17 protein-coding genes and 2 pseudogenes are annotated in these 16,994 nt (G+C 38.2%); 14 read left to right on the forward strand and 5 right to left on the reverse strand.

Annotated features, from left to right (window positions below; translation table 11 throughout):
* The 3 genes and pseudogenes from FTV27_RS16210 to FTV27_RS16220 form a co-directional block, all read left to right on the forward strand.
* Window positions 1-167, forward strand: a pseudogene (locus FTV27_RS16210) (IS6 family transposase); the annotation flags it as partial.
* Between the two features lie 610 nt (window positions 168-777).
* A complete protein-coding gene (locus FTV27_RS16215; RefSeq protein WP_045796002.1) occupies window positions 778-1,392 on the forward strand; it encodes a thiol:disulfide interchange protein DsbA/DsbL in 615 nt (204 codons plus the stop codon).
* 419 nt (window positions 1,393-1,811) lie between these two features.
* A pseudogene (locus FTV27_RS16220) lies at window positions 1,812-2,018 on the forward strand (IS1 family transposase); the annotation flags it as partial.
* A gap of 65 nt (window positions 2,019-2,083) precedes the next feature.
* Here the strand turns inward: FTV27_RS16220 and FTV27_RS16225 are convergent.
* The 3 genes from FTV27_RS16225 to FTV27_RS16235 all read right to left on the reverse strand — a co-directional run bounded on the left by FTV27_RS16225 (window position 2,084) and on the right by FTV27_RS16235 (window position 4,074).
* On the reverse strand, window positions 2,084-2,278 hold the full coding sequence (locus FTV27_RS16225; protein ID WP_004733233.1) for a heavy-metal-associated domain-containing protein: 195 nt from the start codon (window positions 2,276-2,278) through the stop codon (window positions 2,084-2,086).
* Between the two features lie 469 nt (window positions 2,279-2,747).
* The gene (locus tag FTV27_RS16230; RefSeq protein ID WP_045796003.1) at window positions 2,748-3,629 is read right to left on the reverse strand and encodes a CopD family protein; all 882 of its coding nucleotides are present in this window, start codon (window positions 3,627-3,629) and stop codon (window positions 2,748-2,750) included.
* A 64-nt stretch (window positions 3,630-3,693) separates the two neighbouring features.
* On the reverse strand, window positions 3,694-4,074 hold the full coding sequence (locus tag FTV27_RS16235) for a copper resistance protein CopC (protein ID WP_004681441.1): 381 nt from the start codon (window positions 4,072-4,074) through the stop codon (window positions 3,694-3,696).
* A gap of 351 nt (window positions 4,075-4,425) precedes the next feature.
* On the opposite strand from FTV27_RS16235, the gene FTV27_RS16240 reads away from it, so the two are divergent.
* The 6 genes from FTV27_RS16240 (at window position 4,426) to FTV27_RS16265 (ending at window position 10,440) form a co-directional block, all read left to right on the forward strand.
* On the forward strand, window positions 4,426-4,668 hold the full coding sequence (locus FTV27_RS16240; RefSeq protein ID WP_004281876.1) for a DUF2789 family protein: 243 nt from the start codon (window positions 4,426-4,428) through the stop codon (window positions 4,666-4,668).
* Between the two features lie 725 nt (window positions 4,669-5,393).
* Complete coding sequence (locus FTV27_RS16245) at window positions 5,394-5,825, forward strand: hypothetical protein (RefSeq protein ID WP_045796004.1); 432 nt, start codon at window positions 5,394-5,396, stop codon at window positions 5,823-5,825.
* A gap of 28 nt (window positions 5,826-5,853) precedes the next feature.
* Window positions 5,854-6,126, forward strand: a complete 273-nt coding sequence (locus FTV27_RS16250) for a DUF2933 domain-containing protein (protein ID WP_045796005.1) — start codon at window positions 5,854-5,856, stop codon at window positions 6,124-6,126.
* Window positions 6,123-6,773, forward strand: coding sequence for an isoprenylcysteine carboxylmethyltransferase family protein (locus FTV27_RS16255; protein WP_004663997.1), 651 nt, complete (start codon window positions 6,123-6,125; stop codon window positions 6,771-6,773). The genes FTV27_RS16250 and FTV27_RS16255 overlap by 4 nt, the downstream gene beginning before the upstream one ends.
* Before the next feature lie 11 nt (window positions 6,774-6,784).
* Window positions 6,785-9,160 carry a heavy metal translocating P-type ATPase gene (locus FTV27_RS16260; RefSeq protein WP_138001011.1) on the forward strand — a complete coding sequence of 792 codons (2,376 nt, stop codon included), beginning with the start codon at window positions 6,785-6,787 and terminating at the stop codon, window positions 9,158-9,160.
* Complete coding sequence (locus FTV27_RS16265; RefSeq protein ID WP_045796007.1) at window positions 9,157-10,440, forward strand: MgtC/SapB family protein; 1,284 nt, start codon at window positions 9,157-9,159, stop codon at window positions 10,438-10,440. The genes FTV27_RS16260 and FTV27_RS16265 overlap by 4 nt, the downstream gene beginning before the upstream one ends.
* 38 nt (window positions 10,441-10,478) lie before the next feature.
* Here the strand turns inward: FTV27_RS16265 and FTV27_RS16270 are convergent, their stop codons facing one another.
* Together FTV27_RS16270 and FTV27_RS16275 are read right to left on the reverse strand one after the other, a co-directional pair.
* On the reverse strand, window positions 10,479-11,879 hold the full coding sequence (locus tag FTV27_RS16270; protein WP_045796008.1) for a heavy metal sensor histidine kinase: 1,401 nt from the start codon (window positions 11,877-11,879) through the stop codon (window positions 10,479-10,481).
* Window positions 11,872-12,552 (reverse strand): heavy metal response regulator transcription factor, encoded by a 681-nt coding sequence (locus FTV27_RS16275; protein ID WP_004679347.1) that lies wholly within the window; start codon window positions 12,550-12,552, stop codon window positions 11,872-11,874. The genes FTV27_RS16270 and FTV27_RS16275 overlap by 8 nt, the downstream gene beginning before the upstream one ends.
* Before the next feature lie 148 nt (window positions 12,553-12,700).
* Between FTV27_RS16275 and FTV27_RS16280 the strand changes: the two genes are divergently transcribed.
* The 5 genes from FTV27_RS16280 to FTV27_RS16300 all read left to right on the forward strand — a co-directional run bounded on the left by FTV27_RS16280 (window position 12,701) and on the right by FTV27_RS16300 (window position 16,706).
* On the forward strand, window positions 12,701-12,997 hold the full coding sequence (locus FTV27_RS16280) for a hypothetical protein (RefSeq protein WP_045796009.1): 297 nt from the start codon (window positions 12,701-12,703) through the stop codon (window positions 12,995-12,997).
* Window positions 12,998-13,086: 89 nt separating this feature from the next.
* Entirely contained in the window at window positions 13,087-14,943 is a 1,857-nt protein-coding gene (locus tag FTV27_RS16285) for a copper resistance system multicopper oxidase (RefSeq protein ID WP_180079297.1), read from the forward strand.
* Complete coding sequence (locus FTV27_RS16290; protein ID WP_104988042.1) at window positions 14,930-15,850, forward strand: copper resistance protein B; 921 nt, start codon at window positions 14,930-14,932, stop codon at window positions 15,848-15,850. The genes FTV27_RS16285 and FTV27_RS16290 overlap by 14 nt, the downstream gene beginning before the upstream one ends.
* 23 nt (window positions 15,851-15,873) lie before the next feature.
* Window positions 15,874-16,107: a hypothetical protein gene (locus FTV27_RS16295; RefSeq protein ID WP_180079296.1), complete on the forward strand. Its 234-nt coding sequence runs from the start codon at window positions 15,874-15,876 to the stop codon at window positions 16,105-16,107.
* A gap of 344 nt (window positions 16,108-16,451) precedes the next feature.
* Window positions 16,452-16,706, forward strand: a complete 255-nt coding sequence (locus FTV27_RS16300) for a helix-turn-helix domain-containing protein (protein WP_180079298.1) — start codon at window positions 16,452-16,454, stop codon at window positions 16,704-16,706.
* Window positions 16,707-16,994: the final 288 nt, after the last annotated feature.

Genomic DNA, 16,994 nt, shown 5'->3' on the forward strand with positions numbered 1-16,994 from the left:
AGCGGATCATCAGGGCCACATTAGGATTCAAATCTATGAAGACGGCTTATGCCACAATTAAAGGTATTGAAGTCATGCGTGCACTACGTAAAGGACAAGCATCGTCATTTTATTATGGTCAGCCTCAGGGTGAAGTGTGTCTAATCAACAGGGTTTTCGGTCTCTAAGTACTTTTTAAAGGGAACATCATCGACTCAAATCTCTATTTGCAACAGTGCCATAATAAGTGCAGAAAGCAAAGAGTTACTAATTTTATACAATATAAGTTTCTGATTTATAATTAATTAACTCGATTGCAATCTAGCTTTTTCAGCAACGATTTATCTTTTTTAAAATAGTATTAATTTATTTTTTTGAGAACAAACCTTAACAAAATTACAAGTTTGTAATTTTGTTGTCATTCTGATGTATATATTTACTCATTATTATAAGTAAAGATTTTTTTGCTCAGTTCTATGTTGTAAATTCCAGCAATTATCATAGCCACGCGGCTGTTACTGAAGAGAATAGTAAGAAGTTAATATTTGCTGTAGGTTTGACCACTACTTTTTAATCGTAGAAATTATAACCGTTTTTATTACTCAAAGTTTAACTTTTGTGATTGTCTAAAAACACATAGCGGTCGAATGGCCATATTAACTGACTTAAAATCAGTCGCATACTTTAATGTAGCGGTTCTGATAGCACAAAAGTTCGCAGCATGAAAACGGAACCGGCATAATTGATTTATAGTGAACCCATACACTAAGCATAATGATTTAGAGGACGATAATCCCAATGAAAAAATTCCTTTTAGGAGCTGTTGCCGCATCTGTTTTGGCCTTTTCAGGTAGTGCTATGGCCAATTTTGTGGCAGGTCAGGACTATCAGGTGGTCGCAAAACCAGTCAAAGTCGAAAAACCGGGCAAAATTGAGGTACGTGAATTCTTCTGGTATGGCTGTGGTCACTGTTTCGCGCTTGAACCACATATGCAGGGCTGGTTGAAAAAATTACCAAAAGATGTACGTTTTGTACGTACACCTGCTGCAATGAACCCGCTTTGGGAACAGGCTGCACGTGCTTATTATGTTTCAGAAGCCCTGGGTGTGCGTCAAAAAGCACATTTACAATTATTCCATGATATTCATGATAAGCAGCGTCCAATTTTAGAACAGGCGCAATTGGCCAAGTTCTATACCCGCTATGGTATTCCTGAAGCGAAATTTAACAGCACTTATAAATCTTTCCCGATCACTTCGAAAATTGCCCAAGCCAAAAATCTGGCTGCTCAGTATCAGTTAAGTGGTGTTCCGGCAGTGACCGTGAATGGTAAATATATTGTGCAGGGCAATGATGCCAAAGTAATTCAGGTGGTGAATTACCTGATTGAAAAAGAGCGTAAAGCCAAATAAGACGCGATTGATTATCTCTAAAAAAAACCTGCATCGAATCTGCAGGTTTTTTTATTTAAACTGGAGGAATGGTTATTTACGTCCTGACTGCCGGATCTGGTGTTTCTATCGGCGGGCGATACCAGTGTAAAATTCCTCGGAATAAGAGCTGCATCTGCAACACGCTTTGCGCTTTAAAGTCATGGGATTGAATATGAATCGTGGATTGTATCTTTACCAGTTCATACCTGATATCTTCATTCAGAAAATGAATTTTCCTTTCTATTTCAACACGCAGAATTGCCGAGGCGCCCCGACGCTCTAAAACAAACAAAGGTGGTGTTTCAAAAAGTATGCTGAAAAAAACAATATGGCTTTTGATAAAATAGAGGTATGAAAATAACGCTACAAATCAAATGTCCTACCTGTCTAAGTAACAATATTGGGATAGTTTTATCACAGCATTTCAATGTTGCAAGCAAGTGATCGGTAAGTTTTTTACCGTCGGTATTGAAGGTAACAATTGTAGAATTCGTCATCGAATCAGGCGTGGATTTAGGAGAAGTTGCAACTTTTCTAAAAAGCTCGAAAATCATTTTAAAGCCTTTGATTTGACTTTCTTTTACCTTAATAACGGATTTGTTTAACGCTAGCATACTTTTTGAAACACCACCAAAGTGGTAAGGAATTCCCACTGTTACTCTAACAGAGATTAAGCAGGATCAGCTGTAAATCCACGCTCACTGAGAGTTGCAATGACTTTATCCTGACTCACTGTTGTGTTGATTTCAACGATACGGTTTTGTAAATCAATATCGAGTGAGGCATTCGAGTCGAGCTCTTTAATTGCGGTAGTAATGCCGCGTGCACAACCACCACAAGTCATATTAGCGATGTGAAATTTCATATGTTGCTCCTTTTTAACAAAACATTTGTTTAAAACATTAGAACAGTAACTCTAAACTTTCACCATACAACCAGCCTTTTTCTGAATCAGTTACTCGCTGTAACTTGGTCTGTTTACAACCTTACAGTTTTCTTCAGAGTATTCCAAAGAAGAGTGTTCTAATGACTACAGTAAAAGTACTTAACCAACATTAATGTGACTTTAAAATGACATTTTTGTCATCTACGATCACTCTGAAATTTATAAGATTAGTTATTTCAATCAATGGTAGTGAACTGAATAGATGAGACCGTTATGGGTTGAAGATAAGCTAAAAACCGGTGACTACCTTTATGTATAATGCCTCATGATGCGATTTTACTGTTCTGATTGTCGTAAGTTGACAGTCCAGTAGAAACTTTATTGCTCAGCTACAAAAGATAAATGCAGTAATGTTAAATTTCCTCAATTCCCTTATTTTGAAATTCTCTTATTCAATACCCACGACAGTGGTTATATAGCCTGTTGTTAATAGAATTGATAGACCTAATAACATCTCAAATAAAATGGCATGACTAAGGTGTTTAGCAAATTTAGGATGTTGAAGATGCGGGGTGAAATACCATTTGTTGAAGGCAGCTAAAAGTAGAATACTTATAACAAAAAACATTTTAACCATGAAACCATAGCCATATGCAGTATTGATTAAGGTATTAAAATCTTTAATTAAAAGAAGAGCTACACTAGCGCCACAGGCGATTAATATCCCAACAATGAAAGCAGCAATACGTCCAAATACATGCATGCGATCTTTTAAAGGTAAACCACTTATTTCCCGGCTGGTTTTCCATAACGGATATAAAGACCCCATCCATAACGACATAACTAGAATATGGATTGATAATAAAATTTGAGCAAGTAAGGTTAAATTAGCGACATGTCCGAGCTGGGAAAAACTAAAAATAATCGGGAGAAGTAAAACACAAAATATTGAACTTTCAATTATAGAAAAATGACCTTTGTTCCTGTTAAGTTTAACCACCATGAGAAGAAGTAAAAGAGCAAAACTAATAGAACGAAGAACGTATATATACCCCGTCGGAGTATTAACCAATATATTAATATACGTGGGGTCCACCATACCTGTAATACCAGTATTGGCAAAACTACCAATCAGAATAAAAAATCCCAAGGTACTGGAAATTAGGCCTAATCCAGCGCCAATTGTAATATATTTAAGAATCGATTCTTTTAGTTCAAGATATTGTCTAAGTAAAAAATAGCAAAAGGCTCCACCAACGACAAAAGCTACACTTAAATATAAAATAACCTTAGTTAACCAAGTGGCCCACATCCAATATTCAGAAATCATTATTTTTGTCCATTCTAGAACAACATGCCAGCACCTCACTGACATGTTGAAAGGTAATCAATTCTTATTTAGTTGATTTGATAGTGAAACTATATTCACCATTCATGTTGTGACCATCTTTCCCCATTGTTGTCCAGACAACGGTATATTTACCTTTTTTCAGTTTCGGAAGAGCGACATCAAAGGATTTCTTTAAGTCATGAGTAACTTTATATTTTAAAGGAACATCTCTTCGCTGAGCATCCAGTAACTTAATATTCATCAACATAACCTCTGCACCAAAGTTAAGGGTCAAGTTCTTTGGTTGACTAAGGATAGATGCATTTTCCGCAGGAATCGCACTCACTAAACTCACATGAGCGAACGTAGTTGTAGTAGCCACAATCATTGTTGCAGCTACTACAACATTACGTAGAGCAGTCATTTTATTTTGAAATAATTTCATTTACGTTTCCTCTTGATTCGTTAGTTCATTAGAGATGACTTTATAAAATCTATATTTAATGAGACCACATCATCTCCTCTTATATTTCAATTATTAGTGAGAGACAGAAACAGAGCGATGACTTCAAAATTACATTTTTGTCATTTTTAAAATTTAAAATCTTTAACTATTAAAATAATCTTATTGAAAAATAATGATCATTTAACAAACAAATTATGCAGGTGGTTGATTTATGAAATGTAGTAATCATTTTGTCTAAGAAAATAGTAGCTATTTAATTTTTTATATTTTAGTTTAAATATAAACATGTTATGTTTAATTTGATCTAATATAAATTTGTGGGCTAAGCACATGACTCAAACACGTCCAAGAATGACCAAATTATTTGAACAGCTTGGTTTAGCTTCTACTGAAGAAGCAATTGCAAAATTCATAGAGAGCCATCAGCTAGCTGGAGATGTTTTTTTAACACAAGCAATTTTTTGGACTGATGCTCAACGTCATTTTTTAGAAGAAAAACTACACTCTGATGGTGAATGGACGACAGTGATTGATCAATTAAATGAGTCTTTACATGAAAATTCAGTAAAATAATTTTCCGTTAGTATTAAGGATCTACATTCTTCCCTGCATTGAATACAACTCATTCATACAGTAGTACTGTTTTGGAGATGGAATCTCTATTATATAAGTAGTAGATTCCTTACTCTGAAATTTGGATTATAAACCCTAATATTAAAAATAATCTTCTTTACCTTCTATCGGCTTTGTTGCATAAATATGTAAGCATCTGATTTAAATAAATTTAATTTTGGATCAAAAAATAATCAAAACTTCTAAAATCATATAGTTATGAAATCTTTGTGCAACAAAGCCCCTTCTATCTAATAAATATACCAATAAGTTTAATAATTAAATTATCCACCCTTTTTTCTATAAAAAACTATTTTGATCAACTGTATTTTTTCTTTAAAGGAATAAGAGTGTAAATTACATTAAGAATGTGTCTCTAACTAGCCTTGGAGTCATCTAATCATTTCATTTTTATTTTTTTAAGCACATAAAATCATAACAACTTTAATAGTTTTAAAAGATTAATATTAAATAAAATTTTTGTCATCTCAGCATAGACTATATATTTCGAGAAGATCTCAAAATTACATTTTTGTCATTTTTAAAAATAATTAATTAATAGTGCTAAAATTTTTAAGAGAGACAGAGAATAACCAAAAATTTCATCAGTTTAGTAGTCAAATTCCTAGACTCTGTTCAGTACTAAAACATAGCTTTTACTTCCAAATTATTTAAAGGAAAAAATTATGATGAAATTCAAAAACATTTTTTTGGGCTTATGTATCGCAGCCGCGTCATTGAATACATTTGCACAGCAATCCGATGAACACAAAGATCACCACCCTGAAAAAACAGCACCATCTGCAGTAACAATTAAGCAAACAGTTACCAGCACCACTGCTACAGATAAAATGGCTGCAATGGACCAGCACATGAAAGCAATGCAAGCCATGCATGCAAAGATGATGGCTGCAAAAAACCCTCAAGAACGTCAAAAACTTATGGCTGAGCACATGAAACTCATGCAAGGAGGTATGAGCATGATGAAACAGATGAGCGGCCAAAGCATGCATGCAAATATGGCTGACCGTCAGCAAATGATGGAAAAACGTATGGACATGATGCAATCCATGATGCAGATGATGATGGACTGTATGCCTCCCTCCACAACTAAATAATTACCCATGAATTAGAGAGGGAAGCACCATGAACCATCAACCTCAAGAACATAATTCAGTACCTAACTTTTGGTCTACACGTTATGCCATCGGCCTATTCGTGATTGGTGGTGTGGCAGCCTATTTTCTCTTAACCGAGCATTTGGCCCATGTCGTTGGTGTTTTACCCTTTTTACTCCTTTTAGCATGCCCACTCATGCATATTTTTATGCATGGTGGTCATGGACATCACCATCATCAACAGAAAAATCCAGACACATCAGATAATAAAAAATCAAGCGAACCAGGAGACCCCTCATGAATCATGCGGAATCGGCTTATGGTTTATGGACGCTGGTTATCATTAACTCAGCAGTTTTTATCATGTTCGCTTTCAGTTTTTTTAGACCTTCCACTGCGCGCGATTGGCGTACATTTGGGGCCTTTTCGGCTTTTATCATTGCTCTATTTGTCGAAATGTATGGTTTTCCTTTAACCATTTACCTGTTATCTGGTTGGCTTCAAACTCGCTTCCCTCAACTTGACTTACTTTCTCATAATGCAGGTCACTTGTGGTCAACGCTATTAGGTGAAAAAGGTGATCCACATTTTGGCATTTTGCATATCGCCAGTTACGTTTTCTTGGGCTATGGATTTTACCTGTTATCAACGTCATGGCACGTGCTGTACAACGCGCAACGTCAGCATTCTTTAGCGATCACAGGCCCTTATGCACGTATACGTCACCCACAATACGTGGCTTTTGTGATGATCTTGCTGGGTTTTTTATTGCAATGGCCAACTTTACTGACACTGATTATGTTTCCAATCCTACTCTTAATGTACAGCCGCTTGGCAATTAAGGAAGAGGCTGAAATGAGTAAACAGTTTGGCGCTGTCTATGACAGCTATGCTCAACAGACTCCGAGATTTATTCCAAAATTCGGCCATAAAACCACTTTTCCATAAGAGAATTATTTATGTCAGATCAAAAAAATCATAACCAGGACCATATGGCACAGGCTACAACAGACGTACTGAAAGACCCAGTCTGTGGTATGACCGTCACTGAAGAATCGAAATACCATGAGGAATTTAAGGGGAAAACTTACTTTTTTTGCAGTGATAAATGTCAATCAAAGTTTCATAGCAGCCCGGTGCAATATATCGCTAAACCCGCAACGACGACTGCCGATGCACATACACAGCATCATCAGACTGTTCAACACGTTAATGCGGCAAGCACAACAGGTACGACCATCTATACATGCCCAATGCATCCAGAAATCAGGCAAGATCATCCTGGAAACTGTCCTAAATGCGGAATGACACTGGAGCCACTCATTCCTGAATTAGAGGAAGATGAGAATCCGGAGTTACGTGATTTCCGCCGACGCTTCTGGTGGACACTGCCATTGACCATCATCGTGACTTTTTTGGCGATGTTTGGTCATCAAATGAACCTGTTCAATATGGCTGTTCAGAGCTGGATTGAACTGGTGTTGTCACTCCCAATTGTACTTTGGGCAGGTTGGCCATTTTTTTCCCGGGGTTGGCAATCGGTTGTGAATCGCAGCCCGAACATGTGGACGCTGATTGGTTTGGGCACTGGAGCTGCATTTATTTATAGTGTGGTCGCAACCATTGCACCGCAAATCTTCCCAGACTCATTTATTTCCATGGGTCGTGTCGCTGTTTACTTTGAAGCTTCAGCGGTCATCATTTCATTGACCCTACTGGGACAAATATTGGAGTTAAAAGCACGTTCGCAAACTTCTGCTGCAATTAAGTCACTCCTTGGGCTCGCTCCTAAAACAGCTCGCCGAATCCTGCCTGATGGAACTGAAGAAGATGTTCCTCTAACGCATGTCCATGTAGGAGATTTACTCAGAATTCGCCCAGGTGAAAAAGTGCCTGTGGATGGTGTAATCACTGAAGGAAGTAGTTCAGTGGATGAATCGATGCTGACAGGTGAACCTTTACCGATCACTAAACGCATCGGTGATAAAGTCATTGGTGCTACCCTGAATACCAATGGTTCCCTAATCATGCGTTCAGAGAAAATTGGTTCAAGTACCATGTTGTCTCAGATCGTACAGATGGTGGCGCAAGCTCAACGCTCAAGAGCCCCAATGCAACGCATGGCTGATCAGGTTGCAGGTTGGTTTGTCATGGCTGTAGTAGCCATTGCCTTGCTTACCTTCTTTGGATGGGGACTGTTCGGCCCAGAAGAGTCGAGCTGGGTTTATGCATTAATCAATGCTGTGGCAGTACTCATTATTGCCTGTCCTTGTGCACTAGGCTTGGCAACTCCAATGTCTATCATGGTTGCAACGGGTCAAGGTGCTACTCATGGTGTGTTGTTCCGCGATGCAGCAGCCATTGAGAATCTGCGCAAGATTGACACACTAATCATCGATAAAACAGGTACGTTGACCGAAGGACGCCCTGTATTCGATCGTGTGGTTGCCGCATCAGGTTTCGATGAATCTGAAGTATTACGTTTAGCCGCCAGTCTTGATCAAGGCAGTGAACACCCGCTAGCCGAAGCGATTGTAAACGCAGCACACGAACGTGGCCTGCCTCTTGAAACACCAGAAAATTTTGAATCAGGCTCAGGGATTGGTGTTCGAGGTCAAGTGGGCGATCGTCAGTTAGCTTTGGGCAACACAGCACTGATGGAGCAATTAGGTATCTCGGTACAATCGCTGATTCCGCAAGCCGAAGAGCTGCGTTCAGAAGGTGCAAGTGTGATGCATCTAGCCATCAATGGTGAATTGGCCGGCCTGCTTGCAGTATCCGATCCCATCAAAAAAAGTACCCCAGAAGCACTTGCCACCCTGAAGGAAGCGGGTCTACGTATCGTGATGGCAACAGGAGATGGTCTCACCACTGCCCGTTCAGTCGCAGCACGTCTAGGCATTGATGAGGTACATGGCGAAGTCAAACCCGCAGATAAACTAGAACTGGTCAGCAAATTGCAGAAGCAAGGTCGCATCGTGGCTATGGCTGGTGATGGCATCAATGATGCACCAGCCTTGGCTAAAGCTGATGTCGGTATCGCTATGGGAACCGGGACTGATGTTGCAATGAATAGTGCCCAAGTTACGCTGGTCAAGGGAGATTTACGAGGGATTGCTGTTGCCCGTTCACTTTCGGAAGCTACTGTCGGCAACATGAAACAGAACCTCATGTTTGCTTTCCTTTACAATGCTTTGGGTATCCCTATCGCGGCTGGCGTACTATATCCATTTACCGGTTGGTTGTTGTCACCGATGATTGCCGCCTTGGCTATGAGTTTGAGTTCAGCTTCAGTCATCACCAATGCCCTTCGCCTGCGAAATAAAAAGTTCTGATAGAGAGTTCCTTTCTTCCACCAGATGTATCAGGGCTGGTTGCAGCACTCGCCATCGGCCTGCTCATTGGTTTAGAACGAGGATGGCAGGATCGAGAACTGCCAGAAGGCAGCCGAGTAGCAGGTCTACGTACCTTCACATTGACAGGATTGCTCGGAGGAGTGCTCGGTCATTTACAACCAAACTTCGGAGCTTGGCCGCTAGTTGCGGCCGTATTAGGGCTTTCCTTATTATTAACAGTGTCCTACGCGCGTACTGCAAAACTTTCCGGTAATCTAAGCGCTACCACGACGATCGCGATGCTGTTGACATTAGTTTTAGGTGCATATGCATCCCATGGTAATGTTACTTTAGCATTAACCGCGGCTGTAATCGTCGCTGTATTTTTGGATCTCAAGCCAACCTTACACGGTTGGCTACGCTTGATAGAGCATCGTGAATTAACCGCATCCCTGCAGTTGCTGGTACTTTCTGTCGTTATATTACCCTACTTACCCAATACGGGTCTGGGACCTTTTGCTGCATTAAATCCTTACCAGTTATGGTGGGCAGTGATCCTGATTGCCGGACTCTCTCTGGCAGGTCATTTTGCCATGCGGCTTACCGGTTCAGAAAGAGGCATATTCTGGACAGGTCTATTGGGTGGTTTGGCATCTTCTACAGCTGCAACTGTCGCACTGGCACGCTATACACGCCAGCACCCCGTCATGGTCAGTGCTGCTATTTCTGGAACATTGGCTGCCTGTGGCATCATGTTTTTTCGTATGGTTGTGCTGATAGGCGTCATTGAGCCAGCATTGCTAAGCACTTTTGGTGGTGCAATGATGATTGCGGGAATCCTTCTACTGGGTATGGCATTGTGGAGACAACGCCAAATTACCAGCGCTGAAAACAACGATCGAACAATAGAAGTAATGGCTCCTTTTGATCTTGGGACAGCATTCAGCTTCGCTGTTTTCCTGGCTGTCATGGCAGTCTTGGTCCCGGCAGCAAAACAATGGTTGGGCACCAGCGGCATCTTCGTATTATCGACTATTTCTGGGCTAGCAGACGTAGATGCTATTTTAGTCTCACTTGCCCGCCTGCATAGTACTGAAGGCTTAACAACAAATGTGGCTGCTGTCGCGCTAGGGCTGGCCACACTGAGCAACATGTTAAGCAAAGCGACAATTGCATGGATGACAGGGGGGGCACAGTTTGGCCGAGCTATCATATTTGGCTACACAATTGCCATGATAGGTGCTGGCGTAGCTCTGGCTCTCAGTTTGAGCTTTATGTAAGGTCAACTCGGGTAAATGGAAGATGTTCAAAAAATGAGTTAAAATGATTCCCCTTGCATGGATTCACTTTGAAAAACAATGGTAAAAATGATTCGACCATTGAGGGATTCAGCCTGGATGGTCGCCCCAAGCATATCAAGAATAGATTTTGTTATGGCAAGCCCTAAGCCGGTTCCTTCTTCTGTTCTTTGTCTAGACGCATCTGTTCGATAAAAACGATCAAATAACCTGGATAGTTGTTCAGGAGAGAGTTCAGGGCCTTCATTTTCAATTGAAAATATTGTGTTATCTAAATTCTGTTGAAGTTTTATCTGTATTGTAGAATTCTTGTTTCCATATTTAACTGCATTAGACAATAGGTTGCTGAGTGCGCGACGTAACATAGCAGGATCACCTTTTACATTGCCAGATCCTGTTTGTTGAAGTGTCATATTTTTTTCGGCAGCTAGAGCGTCATAGAAATCAAATAAAGCGGTAACTTCTTTAATGAGGTCAATATTCTGTAAGTTCTGTAAATTTAAGTCATGTTCTGCTTTTGCCAAGAAAAGCATATCGGACACCATTCGAGCCAAACGTTCAAATTCTTCTAAATTAGAAAATAGTATTTCTTGATAAGTACCAATATCTCGGTTACGGGCGAGACATACTTGAGTTTGGGTCATTAAATTATTAATCGGTGTTCTAATTTCATGTGCTAAATCAGATGAAAAATCGGAAAGTTTTTCTAAAGCTGACTCTAGTCTGTCCAGCATAGCATTGAAGGCAATTGCTAATGATTTTAGTTCTGTTGGTGTATGCTCAACTTCTAAACGTTCTGAAAGATGTTGAGCAGAAATTCCTTGTGCGACCTTAGCCATTTTTTGCACGGGTCTTAAACCTCTCCAGGTTGCAAACCAGCCTAAAAACATTAAACAAATCGTACCGGCTAAACCAATGTAAAAAAGTTGACGCTTAAAATCATTTAAAAAATGTAGATGTTCAGATGTATCGATCCCCACAATAATGCGTACAGATTGTATTTCAGTATTTTTGTTTATATCCGTGTTGTAGATCATGCCATGATAGGTCTTATTCTTAATTTTCCATTTAATCCAAGGGTTATTTGCTGACTTGATTAACTGTTGAGTATTAATGATTGAAGGTGTAGAACTAAATAAAATCTGACCTGCCGGTCGTTCTATTTGGACCATAAGATCATGGTGTCCAACTAAAGCATCTTTCAAATATAGATCAAGTTCTGGAGAATTTTTAGGATGCTGTTGGAGAAGATTCTGAATAAGCTGGATTTTACCTTCTAATTGGGTACGATCTTGCGTTTCAAAATGATGCATCACTAATTTATGGATGAAAAACCCCATCATAATGAGAATGCATATAGTCGATAATGAGAAAATAATACCAATACGAAAACTGATAGATTTGAATAATTTATTATTCATCTTCTACCTCTAATACATACCCCATTCCTCGAATATTCTGAATTAACTTAGGGGTAAAATTACTATCTACTTTATTTCTTAATCGTTTAATAGCGACTTCAACTACATTTGTATCACTATCAAAGTTCATATCCCAAATTTGAGATGCAATAAGTGCTCTTGGTAGAATTTCACCTCTTCTACGCATAAAAAGCTCCATAAGCGCAAATTCTTTAGCCGTCAGATCAATGCGTTGACCTGCTCGTGTTACCCGACGTTTTCTCAAATCAAGTTCTAAATCAGCAATCTTAATAATATTATTATCTTCTCTTTGTTGCCCTCGTCTAAGGAGCGTTTTTATTCGAGCTAGAAGCTCTGCAAAAGCAAAAGGCTTAACTAAATAATCATCAGCGCCTAGCTCTAATCCTTTTACTCGATCTTCGATTTGATCTCGGGCGGTAAGAAAAAGAATGGGCATTGTTTTACCGCTGCTACGAATATCATTGATAATATTCCAACCATTTAGTCCAGGTAACATCACGTCTAAAATAATTAAGTCATACTCTTCAGAAAGAGCTTGATGTTTACCCGTTAACCCATCTGTAACCCAGTCCGTAATATAGCCAGCTTCGGATAAACCTTGCTTGAGATAATCACCAGTTTTTTGTTCATCTTCAACTAATAGTATTCTCATTTCCGAATCCTAAGTCATTCATTAAAACTATAATAACGTTATAAAACATCTGATCGAGATAGATTACAAAAATGTCATTTTCAAGTCACTTAGATGTTCAGTGCTTCACTTTATTGTAGTAGCAAGAAATTAACTTTTAGAGAAACTTATGAAAACTGTAGTGCGTCGTAGTCTAACAATTTTAATGTGTGCTGGAACTTTAATTGCTGGTACTCAATCTTGGGCAAAAGATGTATCAACCTCAAGTGCCACTAAAACGGTAAAAGCACAGGAACCTTGTACAAAACCTTGTAAAATGGAAAAAGATGACAAGACTCAGCAAGATCATAGTCAACATCAGTCTCCTAACTCATCTGACATGTCAAAAATGGATCATGCTATGATGAATATGGACCATTCTAAAATGGATCATTCAAAGATGAATATGCCTGGTAGCAATAAATAATTTTATAAATAGCGAGAAAGAAGTATTAAAGTTTATACTAAATATTTGCTTTATTACTTCAATCTTGACCTTTCTAAAGGTGAGATAGAATGTCAAAAAAGTTAAGTCATATACTCTTAATTGGAGTTGGTTTATTTTCATCAACTTGGGTAATGGCGGCAGTTAAAGAATATGATTTAACAATCGCTGAACAAACTGTAAATATCACAGGAAAACCAGTTGAGAGAATTACTGTAAATGGTAAATTCGTTGCACCACTTCTTGAATTTGAAGAAGGTGATGAAGCCGTTATCCGTGTTCACAATAAGTTAAAAAATCAGGACTCTTCAATCCATTGGCATGGCTTATTATTACCTGGAATTATGGATGGTGTACCTGGATTTAACAAATTTAATGGCATTGCCCCTAATACAACTTATGAATATAAGTTTAAAGTCCGCCAAAATGGTACTTATTGGTATCATTCACATAGTAAAGGACAAGAACAAGACGGTTTATATGGTGCTTTTGTTATTTATCCTAAAGATAAAACTCCACTAACAGCTGCTGAAAAAACCGATAAAGATTACGTTGTTTTGCTTTCTGATTTTCATAATTCAACAAGTGATCAAATTATGAAAAATCTTAAAAAAGAAGCAGATTACTATCAGAACCGTCGCGAAACAGTATTCGATGTATTAAAACAAGTTAAACGTGATGGATTAAAGGCAACTTGGCAAGACCGCTCTATGTGGAATCAGATGCGAATGCTGAAAACAGATATGTCCGATGTGACTGGTTATACATTTTTAATGAATGGCAAAACACCTCAGCAAAACTGGACCGGTAACTTCAAAGCTGGTGAAAAAGTTCGCCTTCGTTTTATTAATGCTTCCGCTATGTCATTCTTTGATGTACGCATTCCAAACCTAAAAATGACTGTAGTCAGTGCTGATGGTCAACCTGTAAAGCCGGTTCCTGTAGATGAGTTCCGTATTGGTACTGCTGAAACCTATGATGTCATTGTGGAACCAAAACAAGCACATTACCAAATTGAAGCTGAATCTATTGATCGTACCGGTTTTTCAGTGGGAACATTACATGAAGAAAGCAGCCCAGCAGTCAAACAAATTGAGATGCCTAAATCTCGCCCTCGTGCTTTATTAACTATGGAAGATATGGGGATGAGCCATGACATGTCATCTATGAAAGGTATGGATCATGATATGTCTTCTATGAAAGGCATGAATCACGATATGTCTTCTATGAAAGGTATGGATCATGATATGTCTTCAATGAAAGATATGAATCATGATATGTCTTCTATGAAAGGCATGAATCACGATATGTCTTCTATGAAAGGTATGAATCATGATATGCCGATGAATAGCGCTACTGTTAAGGCGGCTTCAGACAAGAATGATAATACCGTATTTGGATGGGCAAATGCTTCAACACCTGAAGGTAATAAAGCATTGCAATATAGTGATTTGCAATCGTTAGATCCTCAAAAAGACACTCGTGCAGCTGAACGTGAAATAGAGATCCGTCTTGGTGGAAACATGGAGCGTTATATTTGGACAATAAATGGTAAAAAATTTAATGAAGCCGACCCACTAGTGGTGAAGTATGGTGAACGTATTCGCTTAAAATTTGTCAATGACAGTATGATGGCTCACCCAATGCACTTACATGGCATGTTTATGCAGCTTGAGAATGGTCAGGATCCAAGCAATATGCCAAACAAACATACGGTAATTGTTCCACCTGGGAAAACGATAACCACTCTACTCACAGCTGATGAGTTAGGTGAGTGGGCTATTCATTGTCACCTGCTTTACCATATGAGTGCAGGAATGATGAATAAACTCATTGTAGCCCAAGTAGACAAAGATAGTGTTTCAAAAAATATTGTTGCTCAGCCCCCAATAAATGAGAAGGGAGTAAATCCACATGCAAATCACTAAGAATTTCTTCTCAAAAACAGTCTTATCAATTGCATTAATAAGTATATCAAACTTAACTTTTGCTAATAGCAGCACTTCGGAACAAGAAAGTAATATTACAAATGGTATGAGAGTCTTATTACAGGAGTCTGGTGGCTTAAGATATAGCCCCCAAGAATTGTATCCAGAATATTATTCAATGGAAAATGCAAATGGGGGAGATAATATTATTCTGACCGCAAGAAAGAGATCAGCCCCATCTCATGATGATCATCTTAAAGAACATGGCGGACAAATTTATCAAGCAACAAAACTTGAAAATGCATGGATAGTTGATGAAGATGGTAAGGGTACACTAGGAACGAAGTTTGAAACTTTGATTGGGACAGATGAAAATCGTCTATTTATTGAAGCCAATTCGGAAAAGTCAGAAAGTAATGATCCAGAATATGCTGTATCAGCACTTTATAGCCGTAACGTAGCCCCATTTTGGGATGTACAAGCTGGGGTAAGATATAGTGAAGATAAAAATAACAGCAGCAGCGATCGAGTGGATGGGGTTATTGGTATATTAGGTCTAGCTCCTTATTTCTTTGAAACACAAGCATATCTTTATGGCGGTGAGAATAATTTTTGGGGAGCAAGTTTTGAATTAGAACGTGATTTGCTTTTAACTCAGAAACTTATTACTCAACCTTATATCGAAGCAGATGTAATATTTAGCGATGATTCTAACTATGCTGCAAAATCAGGTTTATCAGAACTAAAAACTGGTATCAAAACCCGATATGAGATTACTAAGCGAATTAAACCTTTCATTGATGTTGCTTACCAATATGAAAAAGGACAGAAAGCCACTTCTATGCAAGAGGCAACAGAGTCTGAAAAGGGATGGAAATATGGTGCAGGCATCGAATTAGTTTTTTAAAATAGTATGATTTGGATTCATGAATGGTAGCTTCGGCTACTATTCATGAATTATTACTATTTATTTTCGAATCTGTAAAACTAAAAAAGCTTAATTTTTGGTCTATTTTTATGCAGTGGTTAAAAACATGCTTAAAATTATCACTTATGAGAGTTTTTGATATGCCAACTAAAAAACCAACATCTGAGCGTGATATCGCTAAAGCAGCTGCTTATATATTGCAAGAAAGCTTTATTAAGGGAATTTTGCTTGTTTAGTTCAGTTGATTTCTCTAAAGATTTAGATTCTAGATTCTAGATTCTTGTTTCATCTAGAGTCTTTAAATTTTTAGAGATGGAATCTCAAATTTAATTAGAGGTTCGGTATATTCAATAGAACTTTATAATTTTTAATCCATTTGAAGTGTAATCCAATTTTTTTTCAGCAATAATCTATTTTTAGTGCTCAGCAATTAGAATTAAAGTATCTTGAACTTCATTTAAATCAGATTCAGAAAATGGATAAAGGTAAAATCTGATGTTAGCTATATGGCGAACTTTGTATAATTTATACTCTATTTCGCTATATAGCTAACATTAAATATAGGGAAAAATCAGAAATTATGGCTACTAGAAACGAAATCGGAGAAAAAATAAAATTGGCTAGGAAAAATCTAGGTTATACACAAAAGAATGTATCAGAGAAATCTGGAGTCAATAAAACAACAATTTCTGAGATTGAAAATGGTCACTTCACAGGCTCTTTTGACTTGTTTGAAAAAGTACTGAGTTGTGTCGACTTACAGTTCGAAGTCGTACCTAAAAAGCATACATTACCTCAATGGGACGAAATCGAGTTGTTATTCAGAGAAAATTGAATTAAAGAATGGGGGATTAACTTCCATTCTATGACTTCGCATAAGAGATTTTATATTAAGTAAGTTCATGAAAGGCCTGAGAACAGAGGGCACTGTTGCAAATAGAGATTTGAGTCGATGAAGTTCCTTTTTAAAAGTGCTTAGAGACCGAAAACCCTGTTACTTCACCTTGAGGCTGACCATAATAAAATGACGATGCTTGTCCTTTACGTAGTGCACGCATGACTTCAATACCTTTAATTGTGGCATAAGCCGTCTTCATAGATTTGAATCCTAATGTGGCCCTGA

Source organism: Acinetobacter sp. YH12251 (assembly GCF_013417465.1).
Classification (GTDB): domain Bacteria; phylum Pseudomonadota; class Gammaproteobacteria; order Pseudomonadales; family Moraxellaceae; genus Acinetobacter; species Acinetobacter amyesii.